Origin of the sequence: Halorarum salinum, from assembly GCF_013402875.1 — an archaeon.
Classification (GTDB): Archaea; Halobacteriota; Halobacteria; order Halobacteriales; family Haloferacaceae; genus Halorarum; species Halorarum salinum.
On sequence record NZ_CP058579.1, the window covers coordinates 2,420,560 to 2,433,024 of the forward strand.

The window sequence follows — 12,465 nt, forward strand, 5'->3', positions numbered from 1 at the left end:
GCGTTTCGGGCGTTACTCCCCTGATCCGTTTCCGTCCGCCGTCCCTCCGGCGGCGGCGCCGCCCGGGCCGAAGACGGAGGAGAGCCGATCGCGGAACTCCTCGAACTCCTCGAGTTCCGTCCTGACCTCGGCGAGTTCGGCGCGAAGTTCGCCCACCTCGCCGTCGACCGTCGCCGAGAGCGACTCGACGTCGTCCTCGAGGTCGACCATCCCCTCGCGGACCGACGCGACCGCGTCGTCCTCCGCGGCCACCTCGCCCGCCAGTTCCTCGACCTCCGAGCGGAGCTCCGCGATCGACGCCTCCAGCCCCTCGGCCGTCTCCGTCACCTCGTCGGTCACGCCGTCGACCGTGCCCCGCACGTCCGCGACGTCGTCCGCGAGGTCGGCCCGTTCGTCGTCGGCCGCGGCGAGGTCGGCCTCGACGGCGTCGAGCGCGTCGCGGACCTCGGTGACGTCGGCGCGGAGCCCCTCGATGAGTTCGTCGGCGGTGCCGTTCTCGTCGACGAACTCCTCCAGCGCGTCGGTGTACGCGCCGAGGTCCTCGACGCTCGACTGGAGGCGGGAGATCCGGGCGTCGACGCTCGTGGAGTGGTCCAGTTCGAGTTCGCGCTTCAGCAGTTCGCGGTCCTCTGCGGACACCTCGCCCTCCCGGAGTTCGGTCGCCAGCGCCTCGGCGACGCTCCCGCCGCCGGGCGCACCCGCTCCGGCCGGCGCCGGCTCCGACTCGGCCTCGCTCGCGTCGGGCACGAGTTCGGCCCCGTCCGCGTCGGCCGCACCCGCGACGTCGGCTCCCCCGGCCGCGCCCGCATCCAGGTCGGCCGCACCGGCGTCCTCGTCGACGGCGAGGGGGTCCGCCGGTTCGCTCGCGGCCGCGTCGGCCGGTCGCTCCCCCCCGTCGCTCCCGTCGTCCGCGGGCGTCCCCTCGTCGACGCCGAGGGGGTCGCCGAGCGCCTCCGCGACGGCGTCGTCGTCCGGCCCGTCAGCCGGGTCCTCGTCGGCGACCGTATCGTCCCCGAGGTCGTCGTTCACCGGTTCACCGTCTCCGGGTTCGTCGTCCGTCAGTCCGAGATCCTCCTCGGCGGCCGCGAGGTCGAGGGCGCCACCGGCCGGTTCCTCCGCCGACGGTTCGCCGGTCTGCTCCTCGACGGCCGGCTCGCCGTCGTCGCCGGGGATGGACTCCCGTTCGCCCGAGAGCACGTCCCGGACCACCTGCGAGGAGTCCTCGCCGATCACGTCGGCGACGTCCCCGACCGGGTCGGCGTCCTCGGCGACCTCCTCGACGGCCGGTTCGCCGAGGAACGTCGCCCCGCGGCTCGGGTCGTCGGTCCGGATGCCGTACACCGTCGTCACTTCCTCCCCCGGTTCCAGACGGCGCCGGTACTCGACGCGGTGGTCCTGGTAGGCCGTCCAGTGTTCGGACTCGTACTCCGGGTGGAAGCCGACCCGGTCCATCGGGAAGTCCTCCGGGATGTCGTCGACGAGCCTGAACTCGGCCGGGTCGTCCCGCTCCGTCCGGATGGTGAACGCGACGGCGGGCACGGGGAACTCGTCGGCCGTGAATCGTTTCTCGACGGTGACGCCGTCGCCCTCGACGACGACTTGCTCCTCGATGTCGGACCCCTGAGTCATGGATACACCCTCCCGGAGGTGGCATAAAAACCCCACGGGCCGATTCTCAGGCTCGAAGTCGCCGGCCGGCGGCCCTACTCGGTGACGACGGTCACGGGAACCGTTGCGTCGAGGACGACCCGCTGGGTGTCGTCCCCGAACAGCGCCTTCCCGGTCGGCGAGCGCTTGTCGCCCGTGATGAAGATGTGGTCACACCCGCGGCGTTCGGCCTCCGTGAGTACGGTCTCGGCCCGGTCGCCGACGCTCCCGACCGCGTCGTACTCCACGTCGATGTCCTCGAGCACCTCCCGGCCGACGTCTGCGGCGTAGCTCCGGGCGCCCTCGACGGCCTGGCCGACGCTGTAGGCGGAGCCGGCGCCCGTGACCCTCGCGAGCTCCTCACGGCGGTCGTCGTACTCCTCCTCGTCGGTGACGTGGATGAGCGTCAGCCTCGCGCCGACGCCCGCCGCGAGTTCGCCCGCCTCGCGGACGAGTTTCTTCGCCGACTCCGTCGGACCGACGACCGCGAGCGCGTGTTCCATGCCCCCCGAATCGAGGGGTCGGCCCAAAAATCCCGCGGCTGGAGGGGTTCTCCCGAAACGTCTTGGTCACGCCCCGGGGACGAACCGACGTGAAACGAGTCTCGATCGGGGAGGCGAATCGAACCCTCCCGGGCGACGGCGTCTACCGACGCGGGCTCTCGGGGACGCTCGGGACGACCGACGTCGCGATCAATCGGTACCGGATCGCCCCGGACGAGGGGTTCCCCGGCGGCCTCCACGCCCACCCGGACCAGGAGGAGGTGTTCGTCGTCCTCGAGGGTGAGGCGACCTTCGAGACCTGGGTGCCGCGAGGCGAGGGGTCCGGAGCGGACGGCGACGTACCGGGCGGGGCCGACGAGGTCGCCGTCGCGGCGGGCGAGGCGGCCAGGTTCGCCCCGGGCGAGTTCCAGTCCGGACGGAACGAGGCCGATTCCGACCTCGTGGCGCTCGCCGTCGGGGCGCCCCGCGACGGCGGGGACGTGCGACTCCCCCTGCCGTGTCCCGACTGCGGCCACGGGGACGTCCGCCTGGACGCCGGCGGGGAGGAGTTCACGTTCATCTGCCCGGACTGCTCGGCCGAACGCGTCCCGGCGCCGTGTCCCGACTGCGGGCACGACGACCTGCGGGCGACGCTATCCGAACGGGACCGGCCCGTCGCCCGCTGCTGGGGGTGCGGGGCGGAGTTCGAGTCGGCCCCGGTTCGCGACTGACGCCGACCGTCCGACGTCGCGGCCGACGACGAGCGGGCCGACGGGTCCGAGGCCACAGTCCTGCGAACGTGGAACGGATACCGCGATCGTCGGGAACGGTTGCCTCGAAGTCCTACAGTTCGACCCGATCGCCGATCTCCACGACCTCCAGTCGCTCCGGGTACTCGAAGCTCCGGACGTGCTCGTGGAGCGCGGTCGGGTCCGCGGTCAGCCCCTTCCACATGTCCCAGTGGCTCGGCAGCATCCGCGTCGCCTCCAGGGCGCTGGCGACCGCGACCGCCTCGTTCTCGTCGCTGTACCACTTCGTCACGGTGGGCTCGCTCGTCTCCTTGTCGTCGATGCGCCCGACCGAACCGAACGCGACGACCGCGAGGTCGACGTCGTACTCCCGCGCCACCTCGGCGAAGCCGTCGTGGGGCTTCGTATCGCCGCCGTGGAACACGGTTCCGGCGTCGTGCTGGACGACGTACCCGACCGGATGACTCGCGTCGGGGTCGTTCACCCCGACCACGTCGACGTCGAACTCGCCGATCGTGACGGCGTCGCCCTCCGACACCTCGACGAACTGGTCGTCGGTCACGTCCCACTCCTCGGTCCACGCCTCCTCCTCGCGGGCGACCGCCAACGAGTCGTCGGGCGCGTACAGCGACGCGCCGGTGTTCGACAGGACGGGCGCCTGCGACGGGCCGTGGACGTGGTCGGTGTGCTCGTGGGTCGCCAGCACGGCGTCGGCGGCGGTCACGTCGGCGGGGTCGAACGGCACCGGCACCATCCGGACGGTCCGGGGCGGGTCGCCGGTGCCGAGGTAGGGGTCGATCCAGAGCGTCGTCCCGTCGCTCCCCTTCAGGGCGAAGCCGTTGCAGCCGAGATACCACAGCGAGACGCCCTCGGGGTCCGCCGACTCGACGGCGCGCGGGAGCCAGTCGCCCCAGTCGGAGGTGGTCTCCGTCATGGGTCGACCCTCCACGGCGGGGGACTAAGCGTTGTCCACTCCGGGCGGTTCACGGGGGTCGATCGAACCCGGCCGAGCCGCCCGTCGGCCCCTGCTTGCCATATCCGGCCCGAACGACACGTCCGATGGCGACGACGGGCAGGTATGCAGCAACGCAGACCGACCGCCGACTTCGAGTCAATGCGCCGCCTGCGTCCCCCCGTTCGACGGCCGGACGGCCGGGTCGCTCCAGCCCTGACCCCCGAACCCGTTTTCCCCCTCCGTTCCCACGCCGCTCCCATGGACGAGGAGACGATGGGCCGGCTTCGGTCGCTCGCGGCCGACCTCCGCGCCGCCGCCGCCGGGGTCGCGCTCACCGGCGCCGGAACGAGCGCGGCCTCCGGCGTCCCGACGTTCCGCGGCGAGGACGGCGTCTGGGGGTCGGCGTTCGACCCCGACGACTTCCACCACGACCGGTTCCGCCGCGATCCTGCCGGCTTCTGGGAGGACCGCCTCGACCTCCACCGGGCGATGTACGCCGCGGACCCGGAGCCGAACGCCGCCCACCGCGCGCTCGCGTCGCTGGAGTCGGACGGTCACCTCGGCGCGGTCCTCACGCAGAACACCGACGGACTCCACGCCGAGGCAGGAAGCACGGTCGTCGAACTCCACGGCGCCGCCCGGCGGGTCGTCTGTTCGGACTGCGGGCGACGGTCCGACGCGGCACCGGCCCGCGAGCGGGCGGCGGACGGCGAACTCCCGCCGCGGTGCGGCTCTTGCGACGGGGTCCTGAAGCCCGACGTGGTCCTCTTCGGGGAGCGGCTCCCCCGGGAGGCGTTCGCGGAGGCCCGCCGGCTCGCGAGCTGCGCGGACGTCCTCCTCGCGGTCGGCTCCTCGCTCACGGTCGAGCCGGCCGCGTCGCTCTCGACGGCGGGGGAGGGGACGCTCGCGGTCGTGAACTTCGACCCGACGCCGTACGACGACCGCGCGGCGTACGTGTTCCGCGAGGATGTGACCGAGGCGCTCCCGGAACTGGCCGCGCTGGTGCGTGGGGACGGGTGAACGGGGGAGTCCGACGGACCGGGGGCGCCTGACGGACCGGTCCGGTCCGGTCCGCACCGTCACCCGCGCCAGGACTCGTAGATGAACTTCCCGACGATGCCGGTCCCGAACAGCGTCGCGACGCCCGTTAGGAAGTCCCCGAGGACGGGGACGGCCGCCGGGATCGCCATCGCGACCGCCCCGACGACCGCGACCCTCCCCGACGGGTCGCCGCGCCCGTCGGTCAGGGCCGCGCCGACCGTGACGACCGTGACCGCCGTGCCGACGATTCCGACCGGGACGAGCAGCAGGAGGCCGGGGATCGCGACGACGAGGCCGATGATCGTGAACGCGAGCAGGACGAGCGCGACGGGAACCGCGATCGTGACCAGCAGCCCCCACCCGAACGCGGCGAGGGGGTCAGAGCGGATCGCGCCGCTCGTCTCCGCGGCGTACCGCGGCCCGAGCGCGACGAGCGCGCCGCCGAGCATCAGGTAGACGACCAGCGAGACGACGAACCGGATCCCGAGCCTCGCTCCGATCCCCAGCTCCGAGCCGGGTGACTGTGCGGCTGCCGTGCCGACGGCGCCGAGAAGCGAGAGCGCGAGGAGTGCGCCGCTCGCCCCGGCGAATCCGCGCGTGGAGGGCATCGATTCCGTGCTCGGTGGGGTGCGGGATACCGTTTCCGGTACGCTCGCGGGCCGCCCCGTCCGTCGACGACCGGCAGGTCGAAGTCCACGCCCCCCGCCGTAGGTCCATGCGCGTCAGCGTCGTCGGCGGCGGACGGATCGGCTCGGGGACGGCGGCCGTCGCGGAGGAACTCGGTCGGCTGCTCGGGGAGCGGGGCCACACGCTCGTCTGTGGCGGCCGCGGCGGCGTCATGCGCGCGTCCTGCCGCGGCGCGCGCGGGGCGGGCGCCGAGACGGTCGGCATCCTCCCGTCGACCGATCCGACCGAGGCGAACGAGCACGTCTCCGTGCCGGTGGCGACGGGGCTGGGCCACGCGCGGAACGCGCTGGTGCCGCTGAACGGCGACGCCGTCGTCGCGGTCGCCGGGGGTCCGGGAACGCTCTCCGAGATCGGCTTCGCGCTCGTGTACGGCCGGCCGGTCGCGGGGCTGGCGACCCACGAGGTCGACGGCGTCGAGCCGTGCGACTCGCCGGCGGCGGCGGTCGAGCACGTGGAGCGGGCGGTGGACGAACGATGAGCGGAACGGGAGTGTAAACGGGGACGAACGCGGGCGGTGCGTCCGGTGGCTACCAGGTACCGTGGAACGTGTCGAACTCCAGGTCCTCTAGCGGCTCGTTGCCGACCGCGATCTCGTACTCGCCGGGCGTGAGCATCGGCTTGTGGAACCGCGGGCCGTCGTCGGTCGTGATGCGCGGACAGCCGGTGTTGACGAACGCGTCGAAGTCGAAGTTGCGGAGGCGGTCCGGGGTCACCTCGTCCATCGTGATGAGATGGGCGTTCTCGTTCTCCTCGACGATCCCCTCGGCCGTGTCGAACCGACCCTGCCCGATCTTCGTACAGAGGATGACGCCGAACGTGTCGGCGTCCATCGCGCGGTGGACCGCGCCGTATCGCTGTTTCAGGAACTTCTCGGTGTCGGCGATCGTCACCACGTTGTTGACGGGGTCGGCGATGACGACGTTCTTCTCGGGGTGCTCCATCGCCAGGCCGAGCGGGTGGAACTTCCCGCCGCCGACGTACAGCACCTGGTCGGCGTCGATGTCGGCGGAGGCGTAGTTGCAGCCGAGCACCTGCCCCTCGTGGGTGAGCCGATCGTCCCCGCGCCGGGTGTGGACCTCGAAGCCGCGCTCCTCCAGCCAGTCGTACATCTCCTCGAAGAGGTTCATGTGCTGGGCGGTCGTGACGAGGCCGACGTCGGGGTCGTCGTCGGGATCCGCGAGCTCCTCCAGCGAGTCCTCCATGATGGGGAACGGGTCGACGTTGGAGAACAGCGGGACGTAGATGATCTTGTCCGACTCCTTCATCGGCGAGTGGCCGAAGTGGACGAACACGTCACACCGGCGCATCAGGTAGGTGTCGAGGTCGCAGGCGCCGTAACAGGGCTGCCCGGAGATGAGGTAGCGGACGCCGTCGGTGAGTTCCCGGAGGTCGTCGGCGACGGCGGGCGCGCGCCGCTTCAGCCCCTCGGGGAACTGGAGGCCGACCTTCTCGGCGTCCCGCTCCTCGACCGCCTCGACGATGCGGTCGAGTTCGTAGTCCCACTCGCGGTCGTGCTTGAGGGACATCCCGGTGTTCGTCAGGTCGCCCTCGCTTCGCTGGCTCATTACGCCGGCGTAACGACCGTAGGCGGTTAAACGACCCGCTCCGCGCGGGCGCCCGTGGGCCGGTGGCACGCCCGTCGTCGGTCGGCGCCCGAAACGGGTCGACGGGCCACCCGTTCACACGCCCCCGACAACTCCTTAATTCGGGCGTTCGTCCGCCAGGTCGTGCCCGACAACCCCTTCCACGTAGTCGACGTGTTCGCCCGGGAGCAGTACGCCGGCAACCAGCTCGCCGTCTTCCACGACGCGGCGGGGCTCGACGACCCGACGATGCAGGCGCTCACACGCGAGACGAACTTCTCCGAGTGCACGTTCCTCGTCGGCGAGTCCGACGGGGGCCACGACGTCCGCATCTTCGACCCCGCCGAGGAGCTCCCGTTCGCGGGCCACCCGACGCTCGGCACCGCGTACGTGCTCCGGGAGTTCGTCCGCGAGGACCGGCCGGACGAGCTGACGCTGAACCTCGGCGTCGGCCCCATCGACGTGTGGGTCGAGCGCGACGAACGCGGGAGCCGAGGGAACGCGGGCGGGGCGTCCCCGCCCGCGGAGACGTACTGGATGCGTCAGATCGAACCGACCTTCGGGGAGCGTCCGCCCCGCGACCTCGTCGCCCGGATGGTCGGCCTCGACGAGGGCGACCTCGACGACTACCCGGTACAGGCCGTCTCGACCGGCCTCCCGACGCTCGTCGTCCCGGTGGACTCGCTCGACGCGGTGAAGCGGGCCGAGACCACGCGGCCCGCCTACGGGGAGTTCATCGACGGGTACGGCGGCCACAACGTGCTCGTCTTCTCGGAGGAGACGGAGGCCGACGGCGACCTGCACGTCCGGGTGCTCGCCGACTGGGCCGGGGTCCCGGAGGACCCCGCGACGGGGTCGTCGAACGGCTGCCTCGCGGCGTGGCTCGTCGAGCACCGCTACTTCGACGACCCCGAGGTCGACGTCACCGTCGAACAGGGGTACGAGGTCGGCCGCCCGTCCGCGCTCCGCCTGCGGGCGTGGGCCGGGGACGACGGGATCGCGGTCGAGGTCGGCGGTCGGGCGTTCCCGGTCGCCGAGGGTCGGCTGCTCTAGACGCCCGGGACGAACGCGGTGACGCCCAGCGCCTCGAGGGCCATCCAGACGACGAACGCCCCGTACAGGCCAAAGAGCGGGAGCGCCTCCCGAGCCGTGAGCTCGAGGTCGGTGCGCGTCGCCAGCAGGAACCCCAGCGTCGCGACCGTGAGAAAGCCCATCATCGGCACGGCCGTCCCGAAGTCGATCTCGGTCGGGCCGGCGAGGAGAACGGCCGCCGGCACCGCGACGAGCAGGTCGAACGTGTTGCTCCCGAGCACGTTCGCGAGGCTGGTCGGCCCCCGGCCCGACTCGGCCGCCCGGACGGACACCGCCGCGTCGGGGAGGCTCGTCCCCGCGGCGACGACGGTCACCCCCCAGACGGTCGAGGGGACGCCGAGGACGGCCTCCAGGTCCAGCGCGGCGCGGAGCAGCGCCTCGACGCCGAGCAGGATGACCGCGAGCGAGGCGAGAAGCAGCAGCCACTGCCGGCGGACGCGCACGTCGTCGACGCCGGGGGCGTCGTAGTCCGAGACGTCCTGGAACTGGATGAAGACGTAGACGCCGTACATCGCGACGGGAACCAGCGCGAGCGGCCGCGTGATCGTTGCGACGAGCCCGTCCGTCCCGGCGGGGTAGTAGATGACGCCGAACGAGAACGTCAACAGGAGGACGGCGACCGCGAGCATGTAGAACTGCGCCTCCTTGTACACCACGTCGCGGTCCGCGCGGAGCCCCTCGCCGCGGAGCGCGCTCCAGCCGGGGATGACGAGGACGTTGAAGACGGCAGAGCCGACGATGGCGCCGACCCCGAGGTCGAAGTCGCCGTGGAGCAACACGGCGACGACGGAACTCGAAAGCTCGGGGAACGACGACCCGACGGCGGCGATCACCGCGCCCTGTACGACCGGCGGGAAGCCGTAGTGGGCCCCGAGCCGCTTGCTCGCGGACTCCAGACGCCCTCCGGCGGCCCAGACGGCGGCCGAGCCGGCGAGCGCGAGCACGACCGCGACGGCGAGGGAGGCCATACCGGAGGCGCGAGCCCGTACGGTGTAAATCCGGTCGATTTCGACCGAGTCTCCAAGGACGCGGGAAGACCGACCCGTCCACGGAAGCACTGGCTCACCCACCGCGAGGGTGGGAGGCGGGGCGAAGCCCCGCCGACCGAGCGAGCGGCGTTTTGGCATGAACGGGTTTTGCGGGGGCATGTCCTCGCGCGTCGGCTCCGCCGACGCGCTGCGGCCAGACCCCCGCAAAAGAGGTTCGTGGCTAGGCGATGTCCCGGCTCGTGTCGATGGTGACCGTCTCCTCCAGCTTCAGCTTGATCGTCTCGTCGAGCGCGCGCCCGCCGCGGAACTTCGGGACCGCGAGGTGGTTCACCACGTCGGTCCCGCGCACGGTCGTCCGGAGGTCCCAGACCACGTCGGCGACGTGACGGGTCATCGTCCGGTTCTCCGGCTCCGTCCCGCCTTTCATGCAGTGGAGGAACGCCACGCTTCCGGTGTTCACCATCGTCGTCTGGAGTTCGGTGAGGAACCGCCGGAACCGGCCGCTGTCCATCCGTTCGAGCGGGTCGAGCACGTCGACGATCAGGTTGGCGCCCTCCGGGAGCGTGCCGACGAGCCGGTTGACGGCGTCGAGGGGCGCGTCCCCGCCAACGTCCCGGACCGTCGGGTTCCCGACCCGGCCGCGGGCCGAGTCGAACGCGTCCATCACGGCGCTCTCGGAGCGGACCGTCGAGAGGTAGAGGGTCCCGCGAGCGGCCGTCAACTCGTAGAGGAGCAGTTCGGACTGGCTCGCCGGGTCGGCCTCGAACTGGACGACGCTCCCGCGGGGGATGCCCCCGTCGAGGTGGCGGTCGAGCACGTTCACCCCGGTCGGGAGCCTGTCCGTCATGCTCGGGGGAACCGAGGGGAGACGGATAACGCTTTCCTCGTCGCTCTCAACGCTCATAATTTCGACCCCTCGACGAGCGCCCCCGCGGCGGTCCCGTACGCCGCGCGAACCCGCCGGTCCGAGAGGACGTCCCGGCCGACCGGTGGAACCCGCGCCAGCACCGGGCAGCCGAGGAACTCGGGGACGCCCGGCGGAACGACCGTGGCGCGCGTGACCACCGCGCCGGCGACGAGGGTGTCGAGTTCGCGGGCCATCGCGGCGGCCTTCGCCGCGTCGCGAAGTGCCGGCGCGCACGGCGTGACGGCGAGCAGTGCGGCGTCGGCGACGCGGAGCGGCGCGGCCGCGTCGGGACCGGCCCCCGCCGGACAGTCGGCCAGGACGAGGGGGTCGGCGACGTGGAGCCGCCGGAGCACCGCACCGACGTCGCGCTCCCGGGGGTTCGACGGCGCGGGGAGCACGCGGGTCCCGTCCGAATCGGGCGCGCTCTCGACGGCCTCCCCCGCGTCGTTCCCGGGCCACGGGCGCGGGACGCCCGCGAGCGCGTGGAGGTCCGGGAGGTCCCAGTCGGCGTCGACGGCGACGGTGGGCCGGTCGAGCGCCCGGGCCAGCCCCAGCGTCGTCGTCGTCTTCCCGGAACCGCCCTTCCCGCCGGTCACTGCGAGCATGGGCCCTCTGGCAGCGCCTTCGGATTTGAACGTTCGCCCCGTCGGCCACCGCCTACTCGTCCGTGCGTCCCTCCGCCGTCAGCACCTCCACGTCGAACTTCGACCGCCAGCGGTAGCGCCGCCCGCCCCAGACTGAACGTCCGGCGCGCGAGGCCGTACGCGAGCGCGGGCGCCTGCAGGAGCATCGCCGGATACGCGAGCGCCGCGGTCCACCTGCGTACCCCGAACGCGGCGTACACCCCCGAGACGAGGAGCGTCGAGAGCGCGAGGCCGCCCCACGGGAACAGGAGCATCGCCACCCCCGTCAGGGTCGCCAGCAGGCCCATCGCGACCGTATCCCGGGGTTCGTGCCGATAGACGATCTGGCAGAACCGGGCGTGTCGCTCCAGCGTCTCGCGGACGGTTCCCCCGACCTCGACGCGGCGGGCACGACGAAGCGGGGTGACGTCGAGGTGCTCGGAGAGCAGGCCGTCGTCGCTGACCGTCCGCCGGAGATCGCGGAGGAACGCCCGCTCGTCGAGGTCGTCGCGCTCGAACAGCACCCCGCCGGCCCAGGCCTTTCCGCTGCCGTAGGCGCCGAGCGTGCCGCCGATCGCGTAGATCGGCTCCAGCAGGACCGACAGCGGGTCGCGCCCGACGAAGAAGGGAACCTCCGAGACGGGTCCGTGCGTCTCGTAGTCCGCGTGGAGCCGTGCGAGCCAGTCCGGCGGGTGGCGGAAGTCGTCGTCGGTCCAGACCAGCCGGTCGCACTCGGCCGCTTCCATCCCGGCGGCGACGGCGTTGGCCTTCCCGGAGCAGCCGTCCGGCTCGCCTGCGAACACGAGTTCGACCCCCTCGGAGAGCTCCCCCGCCCGCTCCGCGACCGGGTCGGACTCGTCGTCACAGACGACCAGCAACTCGTCGTTCGGGCCGAGCTGGTCGGCCACCTCGTCGCACGCGTCGGTCCACCGTATCGTCGGGAGGACGACGCTCGTAGGGGGAGGGCCGTTCATGGCCGAGGTTTCGAAGGAAGAAACGTAAACGGTCCGGGATCCACGCGGTACGGCAGCGGCGGTGCGGAAGACGCTAGCTCACTCACCGGGAGGGAGGCGGGGCGAAGCCTCGCCGACCGAGTCGAGCGGCGTTTGGCACTGACGAGCAAAGCTCGTATTGCGGCCAGAAACCGACGGGTTCTGGCAACAAGACGGGAAATCGAAGATCTCCCGTCAGCAGTGGGATTTCTCCGGAATCCCACAGCATGAACGGGTTCTGCGGGGGTCCGGCCGTAGCGCGTCGGCGGAGCCGACGCGCGAGGACGCGCCCCCGCAAAAGGGGTTCGTTCTAATCCTGACAGCAGCCGCCGGCCTCGCCGCCGAAGTCGACCGCGAGCGGCCCGGAGATCGCCTCGTTCAGGTCCTCGAGCCGGTCCTGGAGCGCGTCCTGCGCCTCGACGTACTCGGCCATCACCGGCAGCGAGTGGAGGTCCGCCTGCGCCTCCTGTACCTTCCGGAGGCTCTCCTCGTCGGCGTTCCCCATCTGCCGCGCGAACGCGAACTCCTGGCGGAGCCCCTCGAACTCGGAGATGCGCTCCTGGGCCTCCTCGTCGGCCTCGACCGCCGCCTTCGCCTCGGCGAACCGGCGGTAGACGGGCAGTTCCGCGATGGCGTCCCCGAGTTCGCCGGCGAGCGCGTCCACGTCCGGTCCCGCCGCGGCGTCCGACTCGGCTTCCGTCTCGATGCTCATGGCTCA

At 72.2% G+C, this 12,465-nt stretch carries 13 protein-coding genes and 1 pseudogene; 4 read left to right on the forward strand and 10 right to left on the reverse strand.

What is annotated here, in order from left to right; all coding sequences use genetic code 11:
• Positions 1-12: 12 nt before the first annotated feature.
• Together HUG12_RS11885 and HUG12_RS11890 are read right to left on the reverse strand one after the other, a co-directional pair.
• Complete coding sequence (locus HUG12_RS11885; RefSeq protein WP_179268977.1) at positions 13-1,629, reverse strand: coiled-coil domain-containing protein; 1,617 nt, start codon at positions 1,627-1,629, stop codon at positions 13-15.
• Positions 1,630-1,703: 74 nt separating this feature from the next.
• Positions 1,704-2,150 (reverse strand): universal stress protein, encoded by a 447-nt coding sequence (locus tag HUG12_RS11890; protein ID WP_179268978.1) that lies wholly within the window; start codon positions 2,148-2,150, stop codon positions 1,704-1,706.
• 89 nt (positions 2,151-2,239) lie between these two features.
• Between HUG12_RS11890 and HUG12_RS11895 the strand changes: the two genes are divergently transcribed.
• The gene (locus HUG12_RS11895; RefSeq protein ID WP_218836309.1) at positions 2,240-2,860 is read left to right on the forward strand and encodes a cupin domain-containing protein; all 621 of its coding nucleotides are present in this window, start codon (positions 2,240-2,242) and stop codon (positions 2,858-2,860) included.
• Between the two features lie 112 nt (positions 2,861-2,972).
• Here HUG12_RS11895 and HUG12_RS11900 read toward each other — a convergent pair whose 3' ends face one another.
• Positions 2,973-3,812: an MBL fold metallo-hydrolase gene (locus tag HUG12_RS11900; protein WP_179268979.1), complete on the reverse strand. Its 840-nt coding sequence runs from the start codon at positions 3,810-3,812 to the stop codon at positions 2,973-2,975.
• Positions 3,813-4,091: 279 nt separating this feature from the next.
• Between HUG12_RS11900 and HUG12_RS11905 the strand changes: the two genes are divergently transcribed.
• Positions 4,092-4,853 (forward strand): SIR2 family NAD-dependent protein deacylase, encoded by a 762-nt coding sequence (locus HUG12_RS11905; protein WP_218836310.1) that lies wholly within the window; start codon positions 4,092-4,094, stop codon positions 4,851-4,853.
• 59 nt (positions 4,854-4,912) lie between these two features.
• Here the strand turns inward: HUG12_RS11905 and HUG12_RS11910 are convergent, their stop codons facing one another.
• Entirely contained in the window at positions 4,913-5,482 is a 570-nt protein-coding gene (locus HUG12_RS11910; RefSeq protein ID WP_179268980.1) for a hypothetical protein, read from the reverse strand.
• Positions 5,483-5,589: 107 nt separating this feature from the next.
• Between HUG12_RS11910 and HUG12_RS11915 the strand changes: the two genes are divergently transcribed.
• Complete coding sequence (locus tag HUG12_RS11915) at positions 5,590-6,039, forward strand: TIGR00725 family protein (protein ID WP_179268981.1); 450 nt, start codon at positions 5,590-5,592, stop codon at positions 6,037-6,039.
• A 49-nt stretch (positions 6,040-6,088) separates the two neighbouring features.
• Here HUG12_RS11915 and dph2 read toward each other — a convergent pair whose 3' ends face one another.
• Positions 6,089-7,126, reverse strand: a complete 1,038-nt coding sequence (gene dph2, locus HUG12_RS11920) for a diphthamide biosynthesis enzyme Dph2 (RefSeq protein ID WP_179268982.1) — start codon at positions 7,124-7,126, stop codon at positions 6,089-6,091.
• Between the two features lie 162 nt (positions 7,127-7,288).
• Between dph2 and HUG12_RS11925 the strand changes: the two genes are divergently transcribed.
• A complete protein-coding gene (locus HUG12_RS11925) occupies positions 7,289-8,197 on the forward strand; it encodes a PhzF family phenazine biosynthesis protein (RefSeq protein WP_179268983.1) in 909 nt (302 codons plus the stop codon).
• Here the strand turns inward: HUG12_RS11925 and HUG12_RS11930 are convergent.
• The 5 genes and pseudogenes from HUG12_RS11930 to HUG12_RS11950 form a co-directional block, all read right to left on the reverse strand.
• Positions 8,194-9,204: a sodium:calcium antiporter gene (locus HUG12_RS11930; RefSeq protein WP_179268984.1), complete on the reverse strand. Its 1,011-nt coding sequence runs from the start codon at positions 9,202-9,204 to the stop codon at positions 8,194-8,196. The two genes, HUG12_RS11925 and HUG12_RS11930, sit on opposite strands and share 4 nt — an antisense overlap.
• A gap of 241 nt (positions 9,205-9,445) precedes the next feature.
• Positions 9,446-10,072: an RAD55 family ATPase gene (locus HUG12_RS11935; protein ID WP_179268985.1), complete on the reverse strand. Its 627-nt coding sequence runs from the start codon at positions 10,070-10,072 to the stop codon at positions 9,446-9,448.
• A gap of 53 nt (positions 10,073-10,125) precedes the next feature.
• Positions 10,126-10,737, reverse strand: coding sequence for a MinD/ParA family ATP-binding protein (locus HUG12_RS11940; protein WP_179268986.1), 612 nt, complete (start codon positions 10,735-10,737; stop codon positions 10,126-10,128).
• 52 nt (positions 10,738-10,789) lie between these two features.
• A pseudogene (locus HUG12_RS11945) lies at positions 10,790-11,729 on the reverse strand (glycosyltransferase).
• A gap of 328 nt (positions 11,730-12,057) precedes the next feature.
• Positions 12,058-12,459: a YlbF family regulator gene (locus tag HUG12_RS11950; protein ID WP_179268987.1), complete on the reverse strand. Its 402-nt coding sequence runs from the start codon at positions 12,457-12,459 to the stop codon at positions 12,058-12,060.
• Between the last annotated feature and the right edge of the window lie 6 nt (positions 12,460-12,465).

What these genes read in the sequence shown, in the direction of transcription:
- HUG12_RS11900 (WP_179268979.1), bottom strand. Translation starts at nt 3,812, where the DNA reads ATGACGGAGACCACCTCCGACTGGGGCGACTGGCTCCCGCGCGCCGTC.
- HUG12_RS11940 (WP_179268986.1), bottom strand. Translation starts at nt 10,737, where the DNA reads ATGCTCGCAGTGACCGGCGGGAAGGGCGGTTCCGGGAAGACGACGACG.
- HUG12_RS11910 (WP_179268980.1), bottom strand. Translation starts at nt 5,482, where the DNA reads ATGCCCTCCACGCGCGGATTCGCCGGGGCGAGCGGCGCACTCCTCGCG.
- dph2 (WP_179268982.1), bottom strand. Translation starts at nt 7,126, where the DNA reads ATGAGCCAGCGAAGCGAGGGCGACCTGACGAACACCGGGATGTCCCTC.
- HUG12_RS11890 (WP_179268978.1), bottom strand. Translation starts at nt 2,150, where the DNA reads ATGGAACACGCGCTCGCGGTCGTCGGTCCGACGGAGTCGGCGAAGAAA.
- HUG12_RS11905 (WP_218836310.1), top strand. Translation starts at nt 4,092, where the DNA reads ATGGACGAGGAGACGATGGGCCGGCTTCGGTCGCTCGCGGCCGACCTC.
- HUG12_RS11915 (WP_179268981.1), top strand. Translation starts at nt 5,590, where the DNA reads ATGCGCGTCAGCGTCGTCGGCGGCGGACGGATCGGCTCGGGGACGGCG.
- HUG12_RS11950 (WP_179268987.1), bottom strand. Translation starts at nt 12,459, where the DNA reads ATGAGCATCGAGACGGAAGCCGAGTCGGACGCCGCGGCGGGACCGGAC.
- HUG12_RS11885 (WP_179268977.1), bottom strand. Translation starts at nt 1,629, where the DNA reads ATGACTCAGGGGTCCGACATCGAGGAGCAAGTCGTCGTCGAGGGCGAC.
- HUG12_RS11930 (WP_179268984.1), bottom strand. Translation starts at nt 9,204, where the DNA reads ATGGCCTCCCTCGCCGTCGCGGTCGTGCTCGCGCTCGCCGGCTCGGCC.
- HUG12_RS11935 (WP_179268985.1), bottom strand. Translation starts at nt 10,072, where the DNA reads ATGACGGACAGGCTCCCGACCGGGGTGAACGTGCTCGACCGCCACCTC.